Raw genomic sequence first — 14,789 nt, 5'->3', positions numbered from 1 at the left:
GCCCCACGACAGCGGGGAGATCGCCCCTGACGTGCTGGTGCGGGAGATGGTCGGACGCAGCGTCGACCGGCTCTTTCCGGACTTCGACGCCCCGCGCGAGGAGGTCGTTCTGTCGGTCGAAGGCATCTCCGACCGGGCCGGCCGCTTCGAGGACATCTCACTCACCGTACGTGCCGGAGAGGTCTTCGGCATCGCGGGCATCGTCGGCGCCGGACGCACCGAACTGGTGCGGTCCATCGCCTCTCTGGAGCCCCTCCGCCGCGGCGAGATCAAGGTCGACGGTGTGCCGCTCGCGCCGAACGATCCCATCGCGGCCAAGGCGGCGGGAGTCGTCCTCATTCCCGAAGATCGCAAGCGGCAGGGCGTCATCCTCTCCGACACCATCGAGGACAACATCGCGCTGCCGAACCTCGCCGCCATAACCCGGTGGGGCTTCGTCACCCCTTCGAACGTCACCCGATTCGCCCGGAAGGCCGCGGAGCGGTTCGGCGTCAAGGGCGGCGTCGGTGACCCGGTGGCGACCCTGTCCGGCGGCAACCAGCAGAAAGTCGTCCTTTCCAAGTGGCTCTCGTCGGATCCGAAGGTCATCATCCTCGACGAGCCGACCCGGGGCATCGACGTCGGCGCGCGAGCGTCGATCTACGAGGTCATCGCCGAGCTCGCGCGGCAGGGCAAGGCGATCATCGTGGTCTCCTCCGACCTGGAAGAGGTGCTCGGTCTCGCCCATCGGGTCATGGTTCTGGCCCAGGGACGGAATCAAGGGATCATGGAGGCGGCCGACGCGACCGCCGACCGCGTCATGGCGTACGCCACCCAGTGAACAGGTGCCACCGCGGACCTGAGCGATCAGCGACAACGACGGTTCAGAAAGGAGAAGCCACGTGATTGGGAGAACAGGCACCGAGAGTCGCGATTCCGTGACCATGATCGTGCAGGTCGCGCGGATGTACCACGAGCAGAACATGACGCAGCCGGCGATCGCCGAGCAGCTGCGCATCTCTCAGTCGCGGGTGTCGCGGTGGCTCAAGCAGGCGGTGGAGATGGGGATCGTCCGCACGGTCGTGTTGCCGCCCGAGGGGGTCTATCCGGAGCTGGAGGAGCAGCTCGTCCGGAAGTACGGGCTGCGGCAGGCACTCGTCGTCGAGAGCAGCGGCGACGAACGCTCCACCATGTGGGCGCTGGGCGCCGCGGCGGCGACCTACCTTGAGGCGACGCTCACGAACGGCGCGCGGGTCGGGTTCTCCTCCTGGTCGGAGACCCTGCTGGCGACCGTCGACTCGATGGTGCCCCTCAAGCGTCGGCGTGCCGAGTCGATCGTGCAGATCATGGGCGGAGTGGGACAGCCGGCGGCACAGCTCAAGGCGACAGAGCTCACGTTCCGGCTGGCCCGCATCGTGGGCGGCACCCCGATGTTCCTGCCCACGCCGGGCATCGTCGCGACGCCGTCCGCGCGTGAGGCCCTTTTCCAGGACCCGAACGTCGTCGAGACGGCGGCGGCCTGGGAAAGTCTCACCGATGTTCTCGTCGGCATCGGCAGCGTCACGCCGTCGCCACTGCTCCAGGTCTCCGGCAACGCCGTGTCAGAGGCGCAGATGCGGACGTTGCGCGAGCTCGGCGCGGTGGGCGACGTGGCGATGCGGTTCTTCGACGCCGATGGCCGGCCGATCGACACCGAGTTCAACGACCTGGTGGTGGGCATCGGGGTCGAGGCGCTGTTGAAGACACCGCGACGCGTGGGCATTGCCGGTGGCGCGCGCAAGTTCGAGGCCATCCGCGGAGCCCTTCGCGGGGGGTGGGTCGACGTCATCGTCACCGACCTGGTGAACGCGCAGGCGCTGGCCGCCGACAACTGACCGGAAGAACCGGCGCAGAACCCGAAAGGTGCTGCCCGGCCCTTCGTCGCTATCATTGAGAATAATCATTCGTGTTTGAATATATATGCAAGGGAGGATTTGTGCGAACCGACATACCCACGTCCACGCTGCTGGAGATGCAGCGGCGGATGACGCGCATCCGGCGCTTCGAGGAGCGCGCGGCGAAGATGGTCAAACGCGGCCTGATCCCTGGAACCGTGCACACGAGCATCGGCCAGGAGGCTCAGGTCGTCGGCTCCTGCATGGCGCTCGATGACGACGACTACATGACGGGCAACCATCGCAGCCACGGCCACCCCATCGGCAAGGGCTCGCCGCTCGGCCCGCTGATGGCCGAGCTCGTCGGCAAGGCCACCGGAGTCTGCCGGGGCAAGGGCGGGTCGCTGCACCTGGCCGACTTCTCGGTCGGCAGCCTGGGCGAGTCGGGCATCGTCGGCTCCTCCATCCCGATCGCGACCGGCTCCGCGTTCGCGTCGAAGCTCCTCGGCCGCCCGCGGGTCTCCCTCGCGTTCTTCGGCGACGGCGCCGCCAACCAGGGAGTGCTCTACGAGGCCATGAACATGGCGGGCGTCTGGAAGCTGCCGGCCATCTTCCTGTGTGAGAACAACCAGTACGCGCTCAGCACGCCGGCGCACACCGTGACCTCCGGCAACATCTTCGAGCGCGCGGCCGGGTTCGACATCCCCGGCGTCCGGGTCGACGACGGCCAGGACGTGATCGCGGTGTACGACGCGGTGAAGACCGCGGCCGACCGCGCCAGGGCGGGCGAGGGCCCGAGCCTGGTGGAGGTCATGACCTACCGCTTCAACGAGCACTCCGAGGGCCTGCGCATCGACAACTACCGCGACAAAGAGCAGATCAGTGAGTGGCTCAGCCGTGATCCGCTGGATCGCCTCGCCGGGCACCTGCGCGACCGCGGCATCACCGACGAGCAGCTCAAGCAGCTCGACGCGGAAGTCATGGAAGAGGTCGATCGCGCGGTCGAGTTCGCAAACGAGAGTCCCTATCCCGAGCCGTCCGTCGCATTCGAGGACCTGTACACCGACGAGGTGACCGCCGTATGAGCATCATGAGCTATCTCGGAGCCATCGGCGCCGCGCAGCGCGAGGCGATGGAGGCCGACGAGCGCGTCGTCATCGTGGGCGAGGACGTCGAGGCCAACGTCTACGGCACGACGGGCGGCGGAAAGTCCCGAAGCAGCGAAGGCGACTTCCTGCAGATGTTCGGCCGCAACCGCATCAGGAACACGCCGATCTCCGAGGAAGGGATCGTGGGCATCGCGGCCGGCGCCGCGATGACCGGGCTGCGTCCCATCGTCGACCTGTCCTATTCGAGCTTTCTGTACATGGCGATGGACCAGTTCGTCAATCAGGTCGCCAAGAACCGCTACATGTTCGGCGGCCAGGCGTCCATGCCCGTGGTCTTCCGCTCGGCGATGTTCTACGGCCTCAACACGGGCGCGCATCACTCGGACCGGCCGTACCCGATGTTCATGAACGTACCCGGGCTGAAGATCATCGCTCCCGCGTCACCCGAGGATGCCAAGGGGTTGCTCCGTGCCGCCATCGATTCCGATGACCCGGTGCTGGCGTTCGAGGCCGTGAAGCTGTGGGGGCTGAAGGGCGAGGTCGGCGACGAGCCCTTCCGCATCCCGTTGGGAGTCGCGCGGACGGTGAAGGAGGGAACCGACGTCACCCTCGTCGCGATCTCCGGTTCCGTGCCCGACGCGTGCGCGGCCGCCGACCGCCTTGGGGAGGAAGGCGTGTCGGTCGAGGTCATCGACCCGCGCACGCTCGTGCCCCTGGACACGGCCGCGATCCTCACCTCGGTCGCGAAGACCGGGCGGCTCGTCGTCGTCGAGCCGGCCCACCGTACCTGCGGCGCCGCGGCCGAGATCTCGGCCCTCGTCGCGGAGGAGGTGTTCGACGCGCTCAAGGCCCCCATCGTGCGGCTCACCGCGCCGGACATGCAGATCCCGTTCAGCCCCAGCCTCGAGCAGCAGATGTACCCCACCCGCGACGGCATCGCCGCCGCGCTCCGGCGGGTGACCGGTCTCAAGCCGGCCTAACGATAAATCGGATATACAGGAAAGGAACTGACAATGAGGGTTGAAGTCCTCCTCCCGCAATGGGGAATGGGCATGAGCGAGGGCACGATCTCCACCTGGCTCAAGAAGGTCGGCGAGCGGGTCGTCGAGGACGAGCCGCTCGTCGATGTCGAGGCCGAGAAGGTCGAGGAGACCGTGGAGGCTCCGGCGACCGGCACTCTCACCGAGATCCTGGCGACCGAGGGAGAGACCGTGGACGTTCGCGCGGTCATCGCCGTCATCGAGACGGACTAGGGCGATGACCGTGGACGGGAACGGCCCCGCCGTTCGCGACGTGGTGCCGCTGACCGGCATCAGGCGGACCGCCGCGCGCAGGATGATCAAGGCGTGGGAAGCGCCGGCCTTCACTCTGACGATCACCGTGGACATGTCGGCCGCGCTCGCCGTGAAGCGGCGCGCCGCCGGGGCGACCGTGACCGACAGACTGATCGAGTGCTGCGCGCGAGCACTGGTGGAGCACCCGCAGCTCAACGCGTGGTACGACGAGTTGACGGTCACGCGGTTCGACGAGGTCAACATCGGGGTGGCGGTCGCGACCGACGCGGGCCTCATGGTCCCCGTCGTCCAGGGCGCCGACCGGCTCGCGCTGCCGGAGATCAGGGCCGCCCGCCGTGATCTCGTCTCCCGGGCTCGGGAGGGCCGGCTCGGCAGGGCCGACGTGACGGGCGGCACCTTCACGATCTCCAACCTCGGCATGCAGGGCGTCGACCGGTTCACCGCGATCCTCAACGTGCCGCAGGTGGCGATCCTGGCGATCGGCGCGACCACCGAGCGGTACGTCCGCCGTGACGGGGTGGCGGAGTGGGTCCCCCAGGCCGACTTCACGCTCACCTGCGATCACCGGGCGGTCGACGGCGCGACGGGCGCCGCGTTCCTCGCCGAGTTGCGCGCCCTGATCGAGACGCCTTGATCCCCATGCTCCCCGCCGATCGGACCGGCCCCCCGGAGGGAGACCCGTTTCGGCATGTCGCGGGTCTCCTGCTGAAGCTCTCGCGAGAAGAGCGGGCATCCCCCATCCTGCATGTCCGTCGGTTGCCGCCGGTCGTCGCCTTCAGCCGCCGCGACACGAGGAACCCCCGATTCGAGTCCGCCGCCGCGGCGGTCGCGGCACATGGCTTCGCCGCCCACGTTCGCCCGGTCGGGGGATCGGCCGCCCCTCTGCATGAGGGCAGCCTGGTGCTCGATCACTACGGCGTCGACCCGGTCGGCGTCGTGTCCCCGCACCACCGCTTCGCCGCGGTCGCGGAGGCGCTGCGCGCCGCCCTGGCCTCCCTCGGCCTGGACGCCCGCGTCGGTCCGGTGCCACGGGAATACTGTCCGGGCGACCACAGCGTCAACGCCCGGGGCCGAGTCAAGATCGCCGGCATCGCCCAGCGCATCCGGGGGCGTTCCTGGCTGGTCAGCTCCGTTGTACAGGTCAACGGCGGCGCCGCCCTGCGCGACGTGGCTCTGTCCTGTTACGACGCGCTGGACCTCGAACTGGACCCCTCGACGATCGGCACGGTCGAGGAGGAGACGGGCATCTTCCAGCCACACATCGTCGCCGCCGCGATCACCACGGCGTACGTCACGCACGGACTCGTACGCTCCGGCGACATCCTCGACACCACCACCCCGGCCCCCGTGGGAGCCCGCGGCTAGCCGGCGGCCGGTGCCGTGTGCGGACGGCGGGCCGCTCGCGCCGCCATCCGCCGTTCGAACCACAGCGAGGTGAACGGCGGGACCGCGCACGCCAGGCCCAGCAGCACCGTGCCCCGGCTCCAGCCCGCCTCTCGGGCCGCGAGGATCACTCCGGCCGCGTACAGCACGAACAGCGCCCCGTGGGTCGGCCCGAACACCTTCACCCCGAGGTCCCCGGTCGCGGTCACATACTTGAAGAACATCCCGATCAGCAGTCCCGCCCATGAGCAGGCCTCGGCCACCGCCACGGCTCGGAACCAGCGCAGCATGTCTCTCCCTTTCACCCGAACACCGGCGCATACTCTACAGCCTGTAGAGGAAGGTGGTCGCTGCGGCTCCGGCGCCCGGGACAGTGATCGGAGAGACGGGTCAGCCGCGCCGGTCAGCCCGGTCGGCCCGATCAGCCCAGTCAGTCCCGTCGGTCGGGTCGGTCAGCCCGTTCAGTCCCGTCGGTCGGGTCGCGCCGGTCGTGCCGGGTCGGTCCGGCGCGCGGCCAGGCGGTCGGAGGACGGCCAGTGCACGTCGTGCGCCCAGCCCGCCCGCTCGAACCAGCGGATCAGCCGGGCGCTCGGGTCGAGCTGGCCCCGGAGCACCCCGTGCCGGGCGCAGGTGGGTTCGACGTGATGCCAGTTGTGCCAGCCCTCACCGAGCGTCAGCAGCGCCACCCACCGTACGTTCGACGAGCGGTCCCTGGTCCGGAACGGACGGTCGCCGAAAGTGTGCGCGACGGAGTTGACCGACCAGGTGACGTGGTGCACCACGGCGTAGCGGACCAGCCCGCCCCAGAAGAAGGCGGTCCACGCGCCCGTCCAGGACATCGACCACAGCCCGCCCACCACGGCGGGCAGCGCGAACGACAGCGCCGCGACGGCCGGGTAGGCGGCGTCGAACCGGCGCACGTCCGGATCGGCCAGCAGGTCGGGCACCCAGTGCCGTGGGCTGGAGCGCCGGCGGGCCGTGAAGAACCAGCCGATGTGGGCGTGCGTCATGCCGCGCAGCAGGGCCAGGCCGTCGTCGCCGTAGCGCCACGGTGAGTGCGGGTCGCCTTCGCGGTCGGCGTACTTGTGGTGGCGGCGGTGCTCGGCCGTCCACAGGGTGACCGGCCCCTCGACCGCCATGCCGCCGGCCAGCATGAGCGCGATGCGCAGCGGCCTGGCGCACTTGAAGGCCCGATGGGTGAAGAGCCGGTGATAGCCGATGGCGATCCCGAAAATGCTGATCAGGTACATCACGACCGCGATGACCACGTCGCGCGGGCCGATGCCCCAGCCCCAGGCGGCGGGCACGGCCAGGGCCGGCAGCAGCACCGGGAGCACCACGAGGACGATCAGGTAGACGGTCCGGCGGCCGGTGGTGACCGGCGCCGTCTCCGCCGTGCCCGAATCCGGCTGCGGGATGGAGGACGAGTTCACGCTTGCTCCCGTGATCGGCGAGGACGATACGGCTCCTCATTCAACGGTCGTCCGCCGGGATCACGGCAATGGCCGCCGAGTGATGAAGCCATCACCCAGAGGAAGCAGAACACTCCATACGGTAGCCATCAGGGGAGGGGGTTTCGGCCGCCTAGATTGTGGTGGCCACACAACGTGATGATCTCTGTTCGGTCCGACGTCACAACGGAAGGGGCCACGGCATGGGCGCTGTCGATCAGGCAACCACGGGCAGCCATCTGGAGAGATACGACGAGGCACTGGCCCGCGACCCGATGTCCGCGTTCGGCCTCGTCCGCGAGTGGATGCGCACCGACTGGCGCGCCCTGTTCGCCGAGCTGCGCGAGCGACGCCCGGTCTTCGTCACCCCCGCCTTCACGGTCGTGACCCGCTTCGCCGACGTCACCGAGGTGCTGTCCCGCGAGGAGGTCTTCTCCGTCCGGATCTTCGGCCCGCGGCTCGACGCCGCGCTCGGCGGCCCGTTCATGCTGGGCCGCGACGCCACCCCGACGAACTGGCGGGACAAGGGCCTGATGAGGGTCATGCTCGACCCGCGCGACACGGCCGGTGCCCGCGAGCTGGCGGGTCGCATCGCGGACGAGCTGCTCGACGCCGCCCTGCCGTACGGCCGAGTCGACGCGGTCCAGGCGCTGTTCCGTCCCGTCGCCCTGGGCGTGTCCGCTGGCTATTTCGGCTTCCCCGGCCCGGACCAGCAGACCCTGTCGCGGTGGACCCGGGCCATCGTCACCGACGGGTTCGCCAACTTCCTGGGCGACCCGGAGATTCAGGCCGCGTCGATCCGCGCGGGCGCGGAGATGATCGACTATCTGCGCGGCCGGCTCGCCGAGCACAGGGCCGCGTTGCGGGCGGGGCTCGACCTGCCCGACGACATCTTCACCCGGCTCGCCCGCACCACCCTGCCGTCGGAGATCGGCCTCGACGACGAGCGCATCCTGATCAATATGGCCGGCCTGCCCCTCGGGTTCGTGGAGAGCGGGCCCGGAGCCATGGTCGAGGCCGTCGAGCAGCTCCTTCTGCGTCCCCAGGTGCTCGCGGAGGCCGTCAAGGCGGCCGCCGACCCCGACCCGGGCCGCTTCGACCGCTACGTCTGGGAGGCGCTGCGGTTCAACCCGTTCTTCAAGCTGCTTCCCCGGCTGTGCGAGCGCGACTACGTGCTGGCCGCCGGCACCCCGCGCAGCACCCTGATCCCCGCCGGCACGGTCGTGCTCGCGGCTCCGGCCTCGGCCATGTTCGACGCGGACGTGGTGACGGCGCCCCACGAGTTCCGCCTCGACCGGCCGGGTCACCACCAGCTGTTCTTCGGCTACGGCCATCACGCCTGCCTCGGCGTGCATCCCGCCAGGGCCGTCGTCTGCGAGGCGGTGCGCCGCCTGCTGTTGCGCCCCGGCGTGCGCCTGCTGCCGCCGCCGGAAGGCCGGATCGCCCGCTCCCAAGGGATCTTCCCCGACCGGTTCCTCCTCGGACTCGGCGCCGACGGTCAGGAGGGATGAGCATGGCGGCAGGCAGGACGACGGCACGCGGCATCGCCACCGACGGAGCGGCCAACCGGCTCAGGTTTCTGGCTCTGACCAGCGGCCGGCCGTTCTGGGAGCTCGTACAGACCGTCCAGCCGCTACGGTCGCGGCTCAACGCCTCGTTGATCGACCACGCGATCCGCGAGATGCCGCCCCGGCCGGAGCCGCTGAGCACGATGGCCGACTACACGTCGTGGGTCTCGCTGACCGACCGCACCTACAGCGGCAGGCACCTGCCCCCGTTCGCCGGGGACGAGAGCGGGCGGCCCAGCCCCCAGCGCGCCGCCGACCTCTTCACCCGTGGCGACACCATGATCCCCTGCCCGCGCTCGACGGTGCTGTTCGCCTACTTCGCCCAGTGGTTCACCGACGGCTTCCTGCGCGGTGACGTCAACATCCCGCGCGACCCGCGCCGTAACACCTCCAACCACCAGATCGACCTCAACCAGGTCTACGGCCTGCACGCGGAGATGACGGCCGCGCTGCGCACGTTCGACGGCGGGCTGCTCAAGAGCCAGATCATCAACGGCGGGGAGTTCCCGCCCTACCTGTGCGAGAACGGCAAGATCAAACCGGAGTTCGCCGCGCTGAGCGTCATCCGCTTCGCGGAGATGACCGACGAGCAGCGTGACACGCTGTTCGCGACCGGGAGCGACCGGGGCAACATCCAGATCGGCTTCACCATGCTGACGGTGTTGTTCCTGCGCGAGCACAACCGGGTGGCCCGCCTGCTGGCCGCCTGCCATCCGGGCTGGGACGACGAGCGGCTCTTCCAGACCGCGCGCAACATCCTCATCGTGCTGCTGATCAAGCTGGTGGTCGAGGAGTACATCAACCACATCACCCCCTACCACTTCCGCTTCACCTTGGACTCGGGGCTGTCGTCGATGCTGGCCCGTGCGCCCTGGCACCGCGAGAACTGGGCCTCGGTGGAGTTCAACCTCGTCTACCGCTGGCACAGCCTGATCCCTTCCTGGCTGTCCGTGGGCGAACGCGAGCTGCCGATGGAGCAGACTCTGGTCGCCGGCGCGCTGATGCCCGAGCCCGGTCTCGGCCGGCTGTTCGACGACGCCTCCCGCCAGCGGGCCGGCCGCATCGGCCTGTTCAACACCGATCCCGTCCTGCGGGAGGTCGACGTGGCCAGCATCGCCGACTCGCGCGCGCTCAGCCTGGCCCCCTACAACAGCTACCGCGAGCACTGCCGCTTCCCCCGCATTCGCCGCTTCGAGCACGTCTCCGGTGACGAGCGGGTCAGCGGCGCGCTGCGCGAGCTCTACCGCAGCGTCGACGACCTCGATCTGTACGTCGGCCTGTTCGCCGAGGAACCCGGCGCGCCCGACGCCATCCTGCCGCCGCTCCTCACGAAGATCATCGCCATTGACGCCTTCTCCCAGGCGCTGACCAACCCGCTCCTGTCCCCACGGGTGTTCAACGCCGAGACGTTCTCCGCGCACGGCCTGCGGATCATCGCGACCACGAAAACCCTGTCCGACGTGCTACGCCGCAACGTCCCGGAGGATCCGCGCCCCCACTTCGTCAGCATGTCCCGACGGGCCGAGCGGTGAGCGGGGAGACCGGCCCGGCCGCCGGGTCGCTGCGCGCCGCGGCCCGCGAGCTGGTCGACATCGGGGTCATGATCCGTGAGGCGTCGGTCCACGCCACCGCCGCGCTCACGGACGGCGCCCTGCTCCGCGCCCTGCCGCACGCCCCCTCGGCGGCCTGTTCGGCCCACCGCTCGTTGCTGCGCTCCCTGGCCAACGGCGACGGCCTCGGATACGCGCTCGCCGGCGGCCGGTTGGGCGCGCTGGCGGCGGCCTTCGGCGCCATGGCGGGCACGGAGAGCCTGGCGGTGCGCGTGCTGGCCACCTCGCTGCGGCTGCGGATCGCCGCAGTGGCCGTCGACCACCCCGAGCTGACCGGCGACCCCATGCTCGGCCGGCTCATCGAGGCGGTCGCGGCCGACCGCGACCTGGCGGCCTTCCGCGCGCTGCGCGCCCTGCTCAAGGATCGGGGCGCGGTGCGCGCGCTCAGCGAGCTCGCCCCGGTCTTCGGCGAGGTCCTCGCGCTGCGGGCGCTGCTGGACGAGAACCCACTCAACGACGACGCCGCCTGGCTGATCGCCACCGGCGGGGGCTATGCCACCGCCGACCCGATCACCGGCCTGAGCAACCGGGCCATCGCCGTCCTCGACACGGGGGAGGGAGCCGCCCGCCGCGTCGACCTGACCGACGCCGAGTCCGCGCGGCTCTGCTCGCGGGGGTCGCTGCTCGGGTTCCTGCGCAACGTCAGCGCGGTGGGCACGACGGGGCGGGTGCTCATCCAGAGCGTCGAGGGCCCCGACGGGGTGGTGCGCCACATCGTCCAGGCCCCCGGCATGCGGGCGGGACGGCCTGACCTCGACTCGCCCCAGGACCTGCTCGGCGCCTTCAGCAGCGCCGTGCTGGACAGCAGCCCCTACAGTCGCGCGCTGGCCGAGGCCGTGGCCGACTACGGCCTGCCCCAGGGGGCCGAGCTGGCGCTCATCGGGCACAGCGCGGGTGGCGCGGCCATCATGAACCTGGCCCAGGATCCGGAGTTCTGCGCCCGTCACACCGTCACGCACGCCGTGGCGGTCGGCTCGCCCATCGACTTCAAAAGACCAGCCGACCCCCGCACCTGGGTCGCCAGCGTCACCAACCAGCACGACATCATCCCCACCCTCGACGGGCAGGGCGCGGGCGGCTGCTTCGACCTGCATCCCGGCTGGTACGTGGTCGACTACTTCGACTCCACCCACCTCTTCCCGCTCTGCCACAGCATCGACCACTACATCGCCAACATCGCCGACGACCTGATCGAGGCCCGTGACCGGATCGACGGGCAGCTCGCGCCCTACCACGGGCCGGTCGTCCGCTCGCAGGCCTACCTCCTGTTCGACCGCGCGCCCGACCCTGAGGGGTTCCCCTTCCTCACCGTGCCCACCTACCCGGTGGACGGCCCGGAGGGCCCCGTCGAGCTGCCGATCAGGTGTCACGACGGCAGCGCGCTCACGGCGTACTTCGCCGCGGATCCGGGTGCGGCGGCGGAGCTGCTGGCCGGCACCGGGTTCGGCCCCGCCGTGCGGCTCGCGGGCCGTGCCCTCGTCGCCCTGTACGCGTCCTGGAACCGGCGCACCAGCGTGGGCGGCTACCGCGAGCTCCACCTGGGGATCGTCGTACCCGGCCCGTGGTGGACACGGTCGTCACGCGTCTGGCCCGACCTGCTGCGCGGCGCCGACCGGCGGCGCTCGGGCAGCTACCTGGCCGGCTCGGTGGTCGACGCCGCCGCCGTCTCGGCCGTGGCGCCGCGGTTGTGGGGTGGCGAGCCGTACCTCGCGCCTCTGGAGTTCGAGCTCACCAACAGGTCCGCGCGCGTCACCGCCGGCGCGGCCGACGACTGGGTGCTGTCTCTGCGCGGCCTCCTCGGCCCCGGGCTGCCCGCGAGCGACCCCGACCTGGTCGGCTACACGTGGGAGGCGGGCACGACGCTGCGTTCCTGCCTGCGGACCCGCGGCCTGGGTCGTCTCCATCCCGTGCCACGACTGCGGCTGGCCGTGGCGCCACGGTCGGCTCACCCGCTGGCCCGCCGGCTTCGCGAGCTGGGTCTCGACGGCGCCCGTCCGCTGCTCTGCCTGTCGGCCGGTGCCCGCCAGACGCTCCGGCACGCCGCCACTCCGATGCCGCCCCTCTGACCGGAATGCCGTTGTCAGCCGGGCGGCCGTTGTCCTGCCGTTCCTTAACCGGAGGACTCATCTCAGGCGAACCGGGCGACCGCCGCCTGGTTCCGATCTTCTGACCGGAGGAGCCATGTCAGATGAAGCCGCGGCGATCGCCGCCCATGCCGTCGTGCTGCAGTCCGACGCCCGGACACTCGCCGAGTGCGTCGAACGCCTGCGGAAGATCGAGGCCGGGCTGGAGGCAGGCGGCCTCGCGCCTCCGTGGCTGCGCGAGGCGGTGACCGCACACCTCGGCGCCTGCGTGGCGGCCGCGGCCGATCTGAGCGTGGCCGCCGCGCACCTGCACCGTTGCGCCGGGCGGGTGCGCTCCTGAGCCGTCCCACCTGCCGTTTGCGGTCATCAGTGATATTCAAGACGGTTGCAAGTAGATGGCGACATTCTGATGGGGTTTGACCGCCAGAATGAGGAGACGCCTTGCTCTCGCATCACCCGACCGGAGGCTGCTCCCGGAGGACGCGGCGTCCGGGCCGACGGCCGCCCTCCTGGCTCCGCCGGTGACGACGACCTCGGCCGCCTCGGGGGCGGAACCGGTGACGATCAGGCTGCTCGGGCCGCTCGACGTCATCTTCGGCGACTCCGTGCGATGCGTCTCGGGGATGCGCAGGAAGACCGCGCTGGCCACGCTGGCCCTGAGGGTGGGCGAGGTGGTCAGCACCGATCGGCTGATCGACGTCGTGTGGGGCGGCCGATCGCCGGTCACCGCGGTGAACACGTTGCAGAGCCACATCTCCTACCTGCGGCGGCTGTTCGGGGCGTGCGAGTCGATCGTCACCCGCCCGGCCGGATACTGCCTGGAGCAGGGCGAGATCGCCACGGATGTGCAGCTGGCCGAGCGGCTCATCGACCAGGCGCGGCGGTCGGCGGACGCGAGCGGTCGCGCGGCCAAGCTCAGAGACGCGCTCTCCCACTGGCGGGGACGGCCGCTGGACGACCTCAGCGCCCACCCCTGGCTGGACGAGCAGGCCGAGCGCCTCGAACGGGTCCGTCTGATGGCGGTCAACATGCTCACCGACGCTCGGCTCGACCTGGGCGAGCACGCGTCGCTGATTCCCGAGTTGGAGGACCTCACCCGGCGCTATCCGTTCGACGAGGCCGTGCACCGGCAGCTGATGCTCGCGCTGTACCGGACCGGGCGGCAGGCCGACGCACTGTCCGTCTTCCACCAGATCCGGAGCAGGCTGGGGGACGAGCTGGGCATCGCCCCCGGCCGGTCGCTGCGCGCACTGGAGGAGGCGATCCTGCATCACGACGCCGCTCTGGACCCGCCCGTGCCCGCGCCCGTCGCCCGCACGCCGAACCCGGTCGTTCCGGTCGTCCCCGTCACTGCCGGGCACCTCCTCCCCGTCCTGCCCGGCCAGGTCATCCCGGCGCAGCTGCCGGCCAGGGAAGGCCGGATCGTCGGCCGGCTGGCCGAGCTCGACCAGCTCGATCACGCGATGGCACGCGGCCGCGGCAGCGAGTTGCCCAGCACCGTCATCCTGACCGTGTCCGGAACGCCGGGAGTGGGCAAGACCGCGCTCGCCGTTCACTGGGCGCAGCGGGTGGCCGGGCAGTTCCCCGACGGGCAGCTCTACGTCGACCTGCGAGGATTCGATCCCAGCGGAATGGTGATGGATCCGGCTGACGCCCTGCGCGGCCTCCTCGACGCCCTCGGTGTGCCGCCGCACGCCAGCCCCGCCGGACTCCAGGCCCAGGTCGGGCTCTACCGCAGCCTGCTGGCAGGCAAGCGGATCCTGGTGGTGCTCGACAATGCCAGGGACACGGCGCACGTCCGTCCGCTGCTGCCCGGCTCGCCCGGGTGCGTGGCCGTGGTGACCAGCAGGACCGACCTGACGCCGCTGGTCATCACCGAAGGCGCGCAACAGCTGACTCTGGGTCTGCTGTCGCCCGCCGAGGCGTACACGCTGCTGGCCGGTCGGCTCGGCGCGGACCGGGTGCGCGCGGAGCGCGAGGCCGCCGAGGAGATCATCGACGGGTGCGGCGGGCTGCCACTGGCGCTGGCCATCGTCGCCGCGCGGGCCGCCGCCTACCCCGTGCGTCCGCTCACGCGGCTGGCCGCCGACATGGGCTCGGCGCCCCTGGACGTTCTCACGGGTGGTGATCCCGCCACGGACCTGCGGGCCGTCTTCTCCTGGTCGTACCGGTCGGTCGGCTACGACGCGGCCAGGCTGTTCCGCGCTCTCGGGTCGCATCCGGGGCCCGCCACCGCGCATCACGCCGCGGCACTGACCAACCTGTCCGTGCATCGGGCGCGCCTGCTGCTCGACGAGCTCGTGGGCGCGCACCTGCTCACGCGGCACGCGCCCGGCACGTACGTGCTGCACGGGCTGCTGCGGGCGTACGCGGTGGAGCTTTGGCGGCAGCGTGAGAGCGAGAAGTGCCTCCCCTGCCGCTGAGCCGAGCCGACGA

14 protein-coding genes are annotated in these 14,789 nt (G+C 70.8%); 12 read left to right on the top strand and 2 right to left on the bottom strand.

What is annotated here, in order from left to right; translation table 11 throughout:
* From IEY82_RS38810 to IEY82_RS40225, 7 genes are all read left to right on the top strand, one after another.
* Positions 1–820, top strand: an 820-nt coding sequence (locus tag IEY82_RS38810) for an ATP-binding cassette domain-containing protein (protein ID WP_229697507.1), incomplete at its 5' end; no start/stop codon positions are given.
* Positions 821–881: 61 nt separating this feature from the next.
* The gene (locus IEY82_RS00950) at positions 882–1,853 is read left to right on the top strand and encodes a sugar-binding transcriptional regulator (protein WP_225261925.1); all 972 of its coding nucleotides are present in this window, start codon (positions 882–884) and stop codon (positions 1,851–1,853) included.
* A 101-nt stretch (positions 1,854–1,954) separates the two neighbouring features.
* Positions 1,955–2,938, top strand: a complete 984-nt coding sequence (locus tag IEY82_RS00945) for a thiamine pyrophosphate-dependent dehydrogenase E1 component subunit alpha (protein ID WP_225261923.1) — start codon at positions 1,955–1,957, stop codon at positions 2,936–2,938.
* Positions 2,935–3,942, top strand: coding sequence for an alpha-ketoacid dehydrogenase subunit beta (locus IEY82_RS00940; RefSeq protein WP_189122007.1), 1,008 nt, complete (start codon positions 2,935–2,937; stop codon positions 3,940–3,942). Before IEY82_RS00945 ends, IEY82_RS00940 begins: the two co-directional genes overlap by 4 nt.
* 33 nt (positions 3,943–3,975) lie before the next feature.
* Positions 3,976–4,215, top strand: coding sequence for a biotin/lipoyl-containing protein (locus tag IEY82_RS00935; RefSeq protein WP_189122006.1), 240 nt, complete (start codon positions 3,976–3,978; stop codon positions 4,213–4,215).
* 4 nt (positions 4,216–4,219) lie between these two features.
* Positions 4,220–4,891, top strand: coding sequence for a dihydrolipoamide acetyltransferase family protein (locus tag IEY82_RS00930; RefSeq protein ID WP_189122005.1), 672 nt, complete (start codon positions 4,220–4,222; stop codon positions 4,889–4,891).
* A gap of 5 nt (positions 4,892–4,896) precedes the next feature.
* Positions 4,897–5,622, top strand: a complete 726-nt coding sequence (locus IEY82_RS40225) for a lipoyl protein ligase domain-containing protein (RefSeq protein ID WP_372459679.1) — start codon at positions 4,897–4,899, stop codon at positions 5,620–5,622.
* Here the strand turns inward: IEY82_RS40225 and IEY82_RS00920 are convergent.
* Both IEY82_RS00920 and IEY82_RS00915 read right to left on the bottom strand, forming a co-directional pair.
* A complete protein-coding gene (locus IEY82_RS00920) occupies positions 5,619–5,930 on the bottom strand; it encodes a DUF3817 domain-containing protein (RefSeq protein ID WP_189122003.1) in 312 nt (103 codons plus the stop codon). The genes IEY82_RS40225 and IEY82_RS00920 overlap by 4 nt on opposite strands.
* Before the next feature lie 171 nt (positions 5,931–6,101).
* Entirely contained in the window at positions 6,102–7,073 is a 972-nt protein-coding gene (locus IEY82_RS00915) for an acyl-CoA desaturase (RefSeq protein ID WP_189122002.1), read from the bottom strand.
* Between the two features lie 221 nt (positions 7,074–7,294).
* Between IEY82_RS00915 and IEY82_RS00910 the strand changes: the two genes are divergently transcribed.
* From IEY82_RS00910 to IEY82_RS00890, 5 genes are all read left to right on the top strand, one after another.
* Entirely contained in the window at positions 7,295–8,602 is a 1,308-nt protein-coding gene (locus IEY82_RS00910; protein ID WP_189122001.1) for a cytochrome P450, read from the top strand.
* Positions 8,603–8,604: 2 nt separating this feature from the next.
* Positions 8,605–10,191 carry a peroxidase family protein gene (locus tag IEY82_RS00905; RefSeq protein ID WP_189122000.1) on the top strand — a complete coding sequence of 529 codons (1,587 nt, stop codon included), beginning with the start codon at positions 8,605–8,607 and terminating at the stop codon, positions 10,189–10,191.
* Positions 10,188–12,335 carry an alpha/beta hydrolase family protein gene (locus tag IEY82_RS00900; RefSeq protein WP_189121999.1) on the top strand — a complete coding sequence of 716 codons (2,148 nt, stop codon included), beginning with the start codon at positions 10,188–10,190 and terminating at the stop codon, positions 12,333–12,335. Before IEY82_RS00905 ends, IEY82_RS00900 begins: the two co-directional genes overlap by 4 nt.
* Positions 12,336–12,450: 115 nt before the next feature.
* Positions 12,451–12,693, top strand: coding sequence for a hypothetical protein (locus tag IEY82_RS00895; protein ID WP_189121998.1), 243 nt, complete (start codon positions 12,451–12,453; stop codon positions 12,691–12,693).
* 181 nt (positions 12,694–12,874) lie between these two features.
* Positions 12,875–14,776 carry an AfsR/SARP family transcriptional regulator gene (locus tag IEY82_RS00890; RefSeq protein ID WP_189121997.1) on the top strand — a complete coding sequence of 634 codons (1,902 nt, stop codon included), beginning with the start codon at positions 12,875–12,877 and terminating at the stop codon, positions 14,774–14,776.
* The last annotated feature ends 13 nt before the right edge of the window (positions 14,777–14,789 follow it).

Origin of the sequence: Nonomuraea cavernae (genome assembly GCF_014646355.1) — a bacterium.
GTDB classification, from domain to species: Bacteria; Actinomycetota; Actinomycetes; order Streptosporangiales; family Streptosporangiaceae; genus Nonomuraea; species Nonomuraea cavernae.
Note: the sequence above shows the minus strand (reverse complement) of the source record. Positions and strands in the feature narration are given on the sequence as shown.

Coding starts and splice junctions, on each gene's coding strand:
- IEY82_RS00920 (WP_189122003.1), bottom strand. CDS start 5,930: ATGCTGCGCTGGTTCCGAGCCGTGGCGGTGGCCGAGGCCTGCTCATGG.
- IEY82_RS00940 (WP_189122007.1), top strand. CDS start 2,935: ATGAGCATCATGAGCTATCTCGGAGCCATCGGCGCCGCGCAGCGCGAG.
- IEY82_RS00930 (WP_189122005.1), top strand. CDS start 4,220: ATGACCGTGGACGGGAACGGCCCCGCCGTTCGCGACGTGGTGCCGCTG.
- IEY82_RS00905 (WP_189122000.1), top strand. CDS start 8,605: ATGGCGGCAGGCAGGACGACGGCACGCGGCATCGCCACCGACGGAGCG.
- IEY82_RS40225 (WP_372459679.1), top strand. CDS start 4,897: ATGCTCCCCGCCGATCGGACCGGCCCCCCGGAGGGAGACCCGTTTCGG.
- IEY82_RS00935 (WP_189122006.1), top strand. CDS start 3,976: ATGAGGGTTGAAGTCCTCCTCCCGCAATGGGGAATGGGCATGAGCGAG.
- IEY82_RS00910 (WP_189122001.1), top strand. CDS start 7,295: ATGGGCGCTGTCGATCAGGCAACCACGGGCAGCCATCTGGAGAGATAC.
- IEY82_RS00895 (WP_189121998.1), top strand. CDS start 12,451: ATGTCAGATGAAGCCGCGGCGATCGCCGCCCATGCCGTCGTGCTGCAG.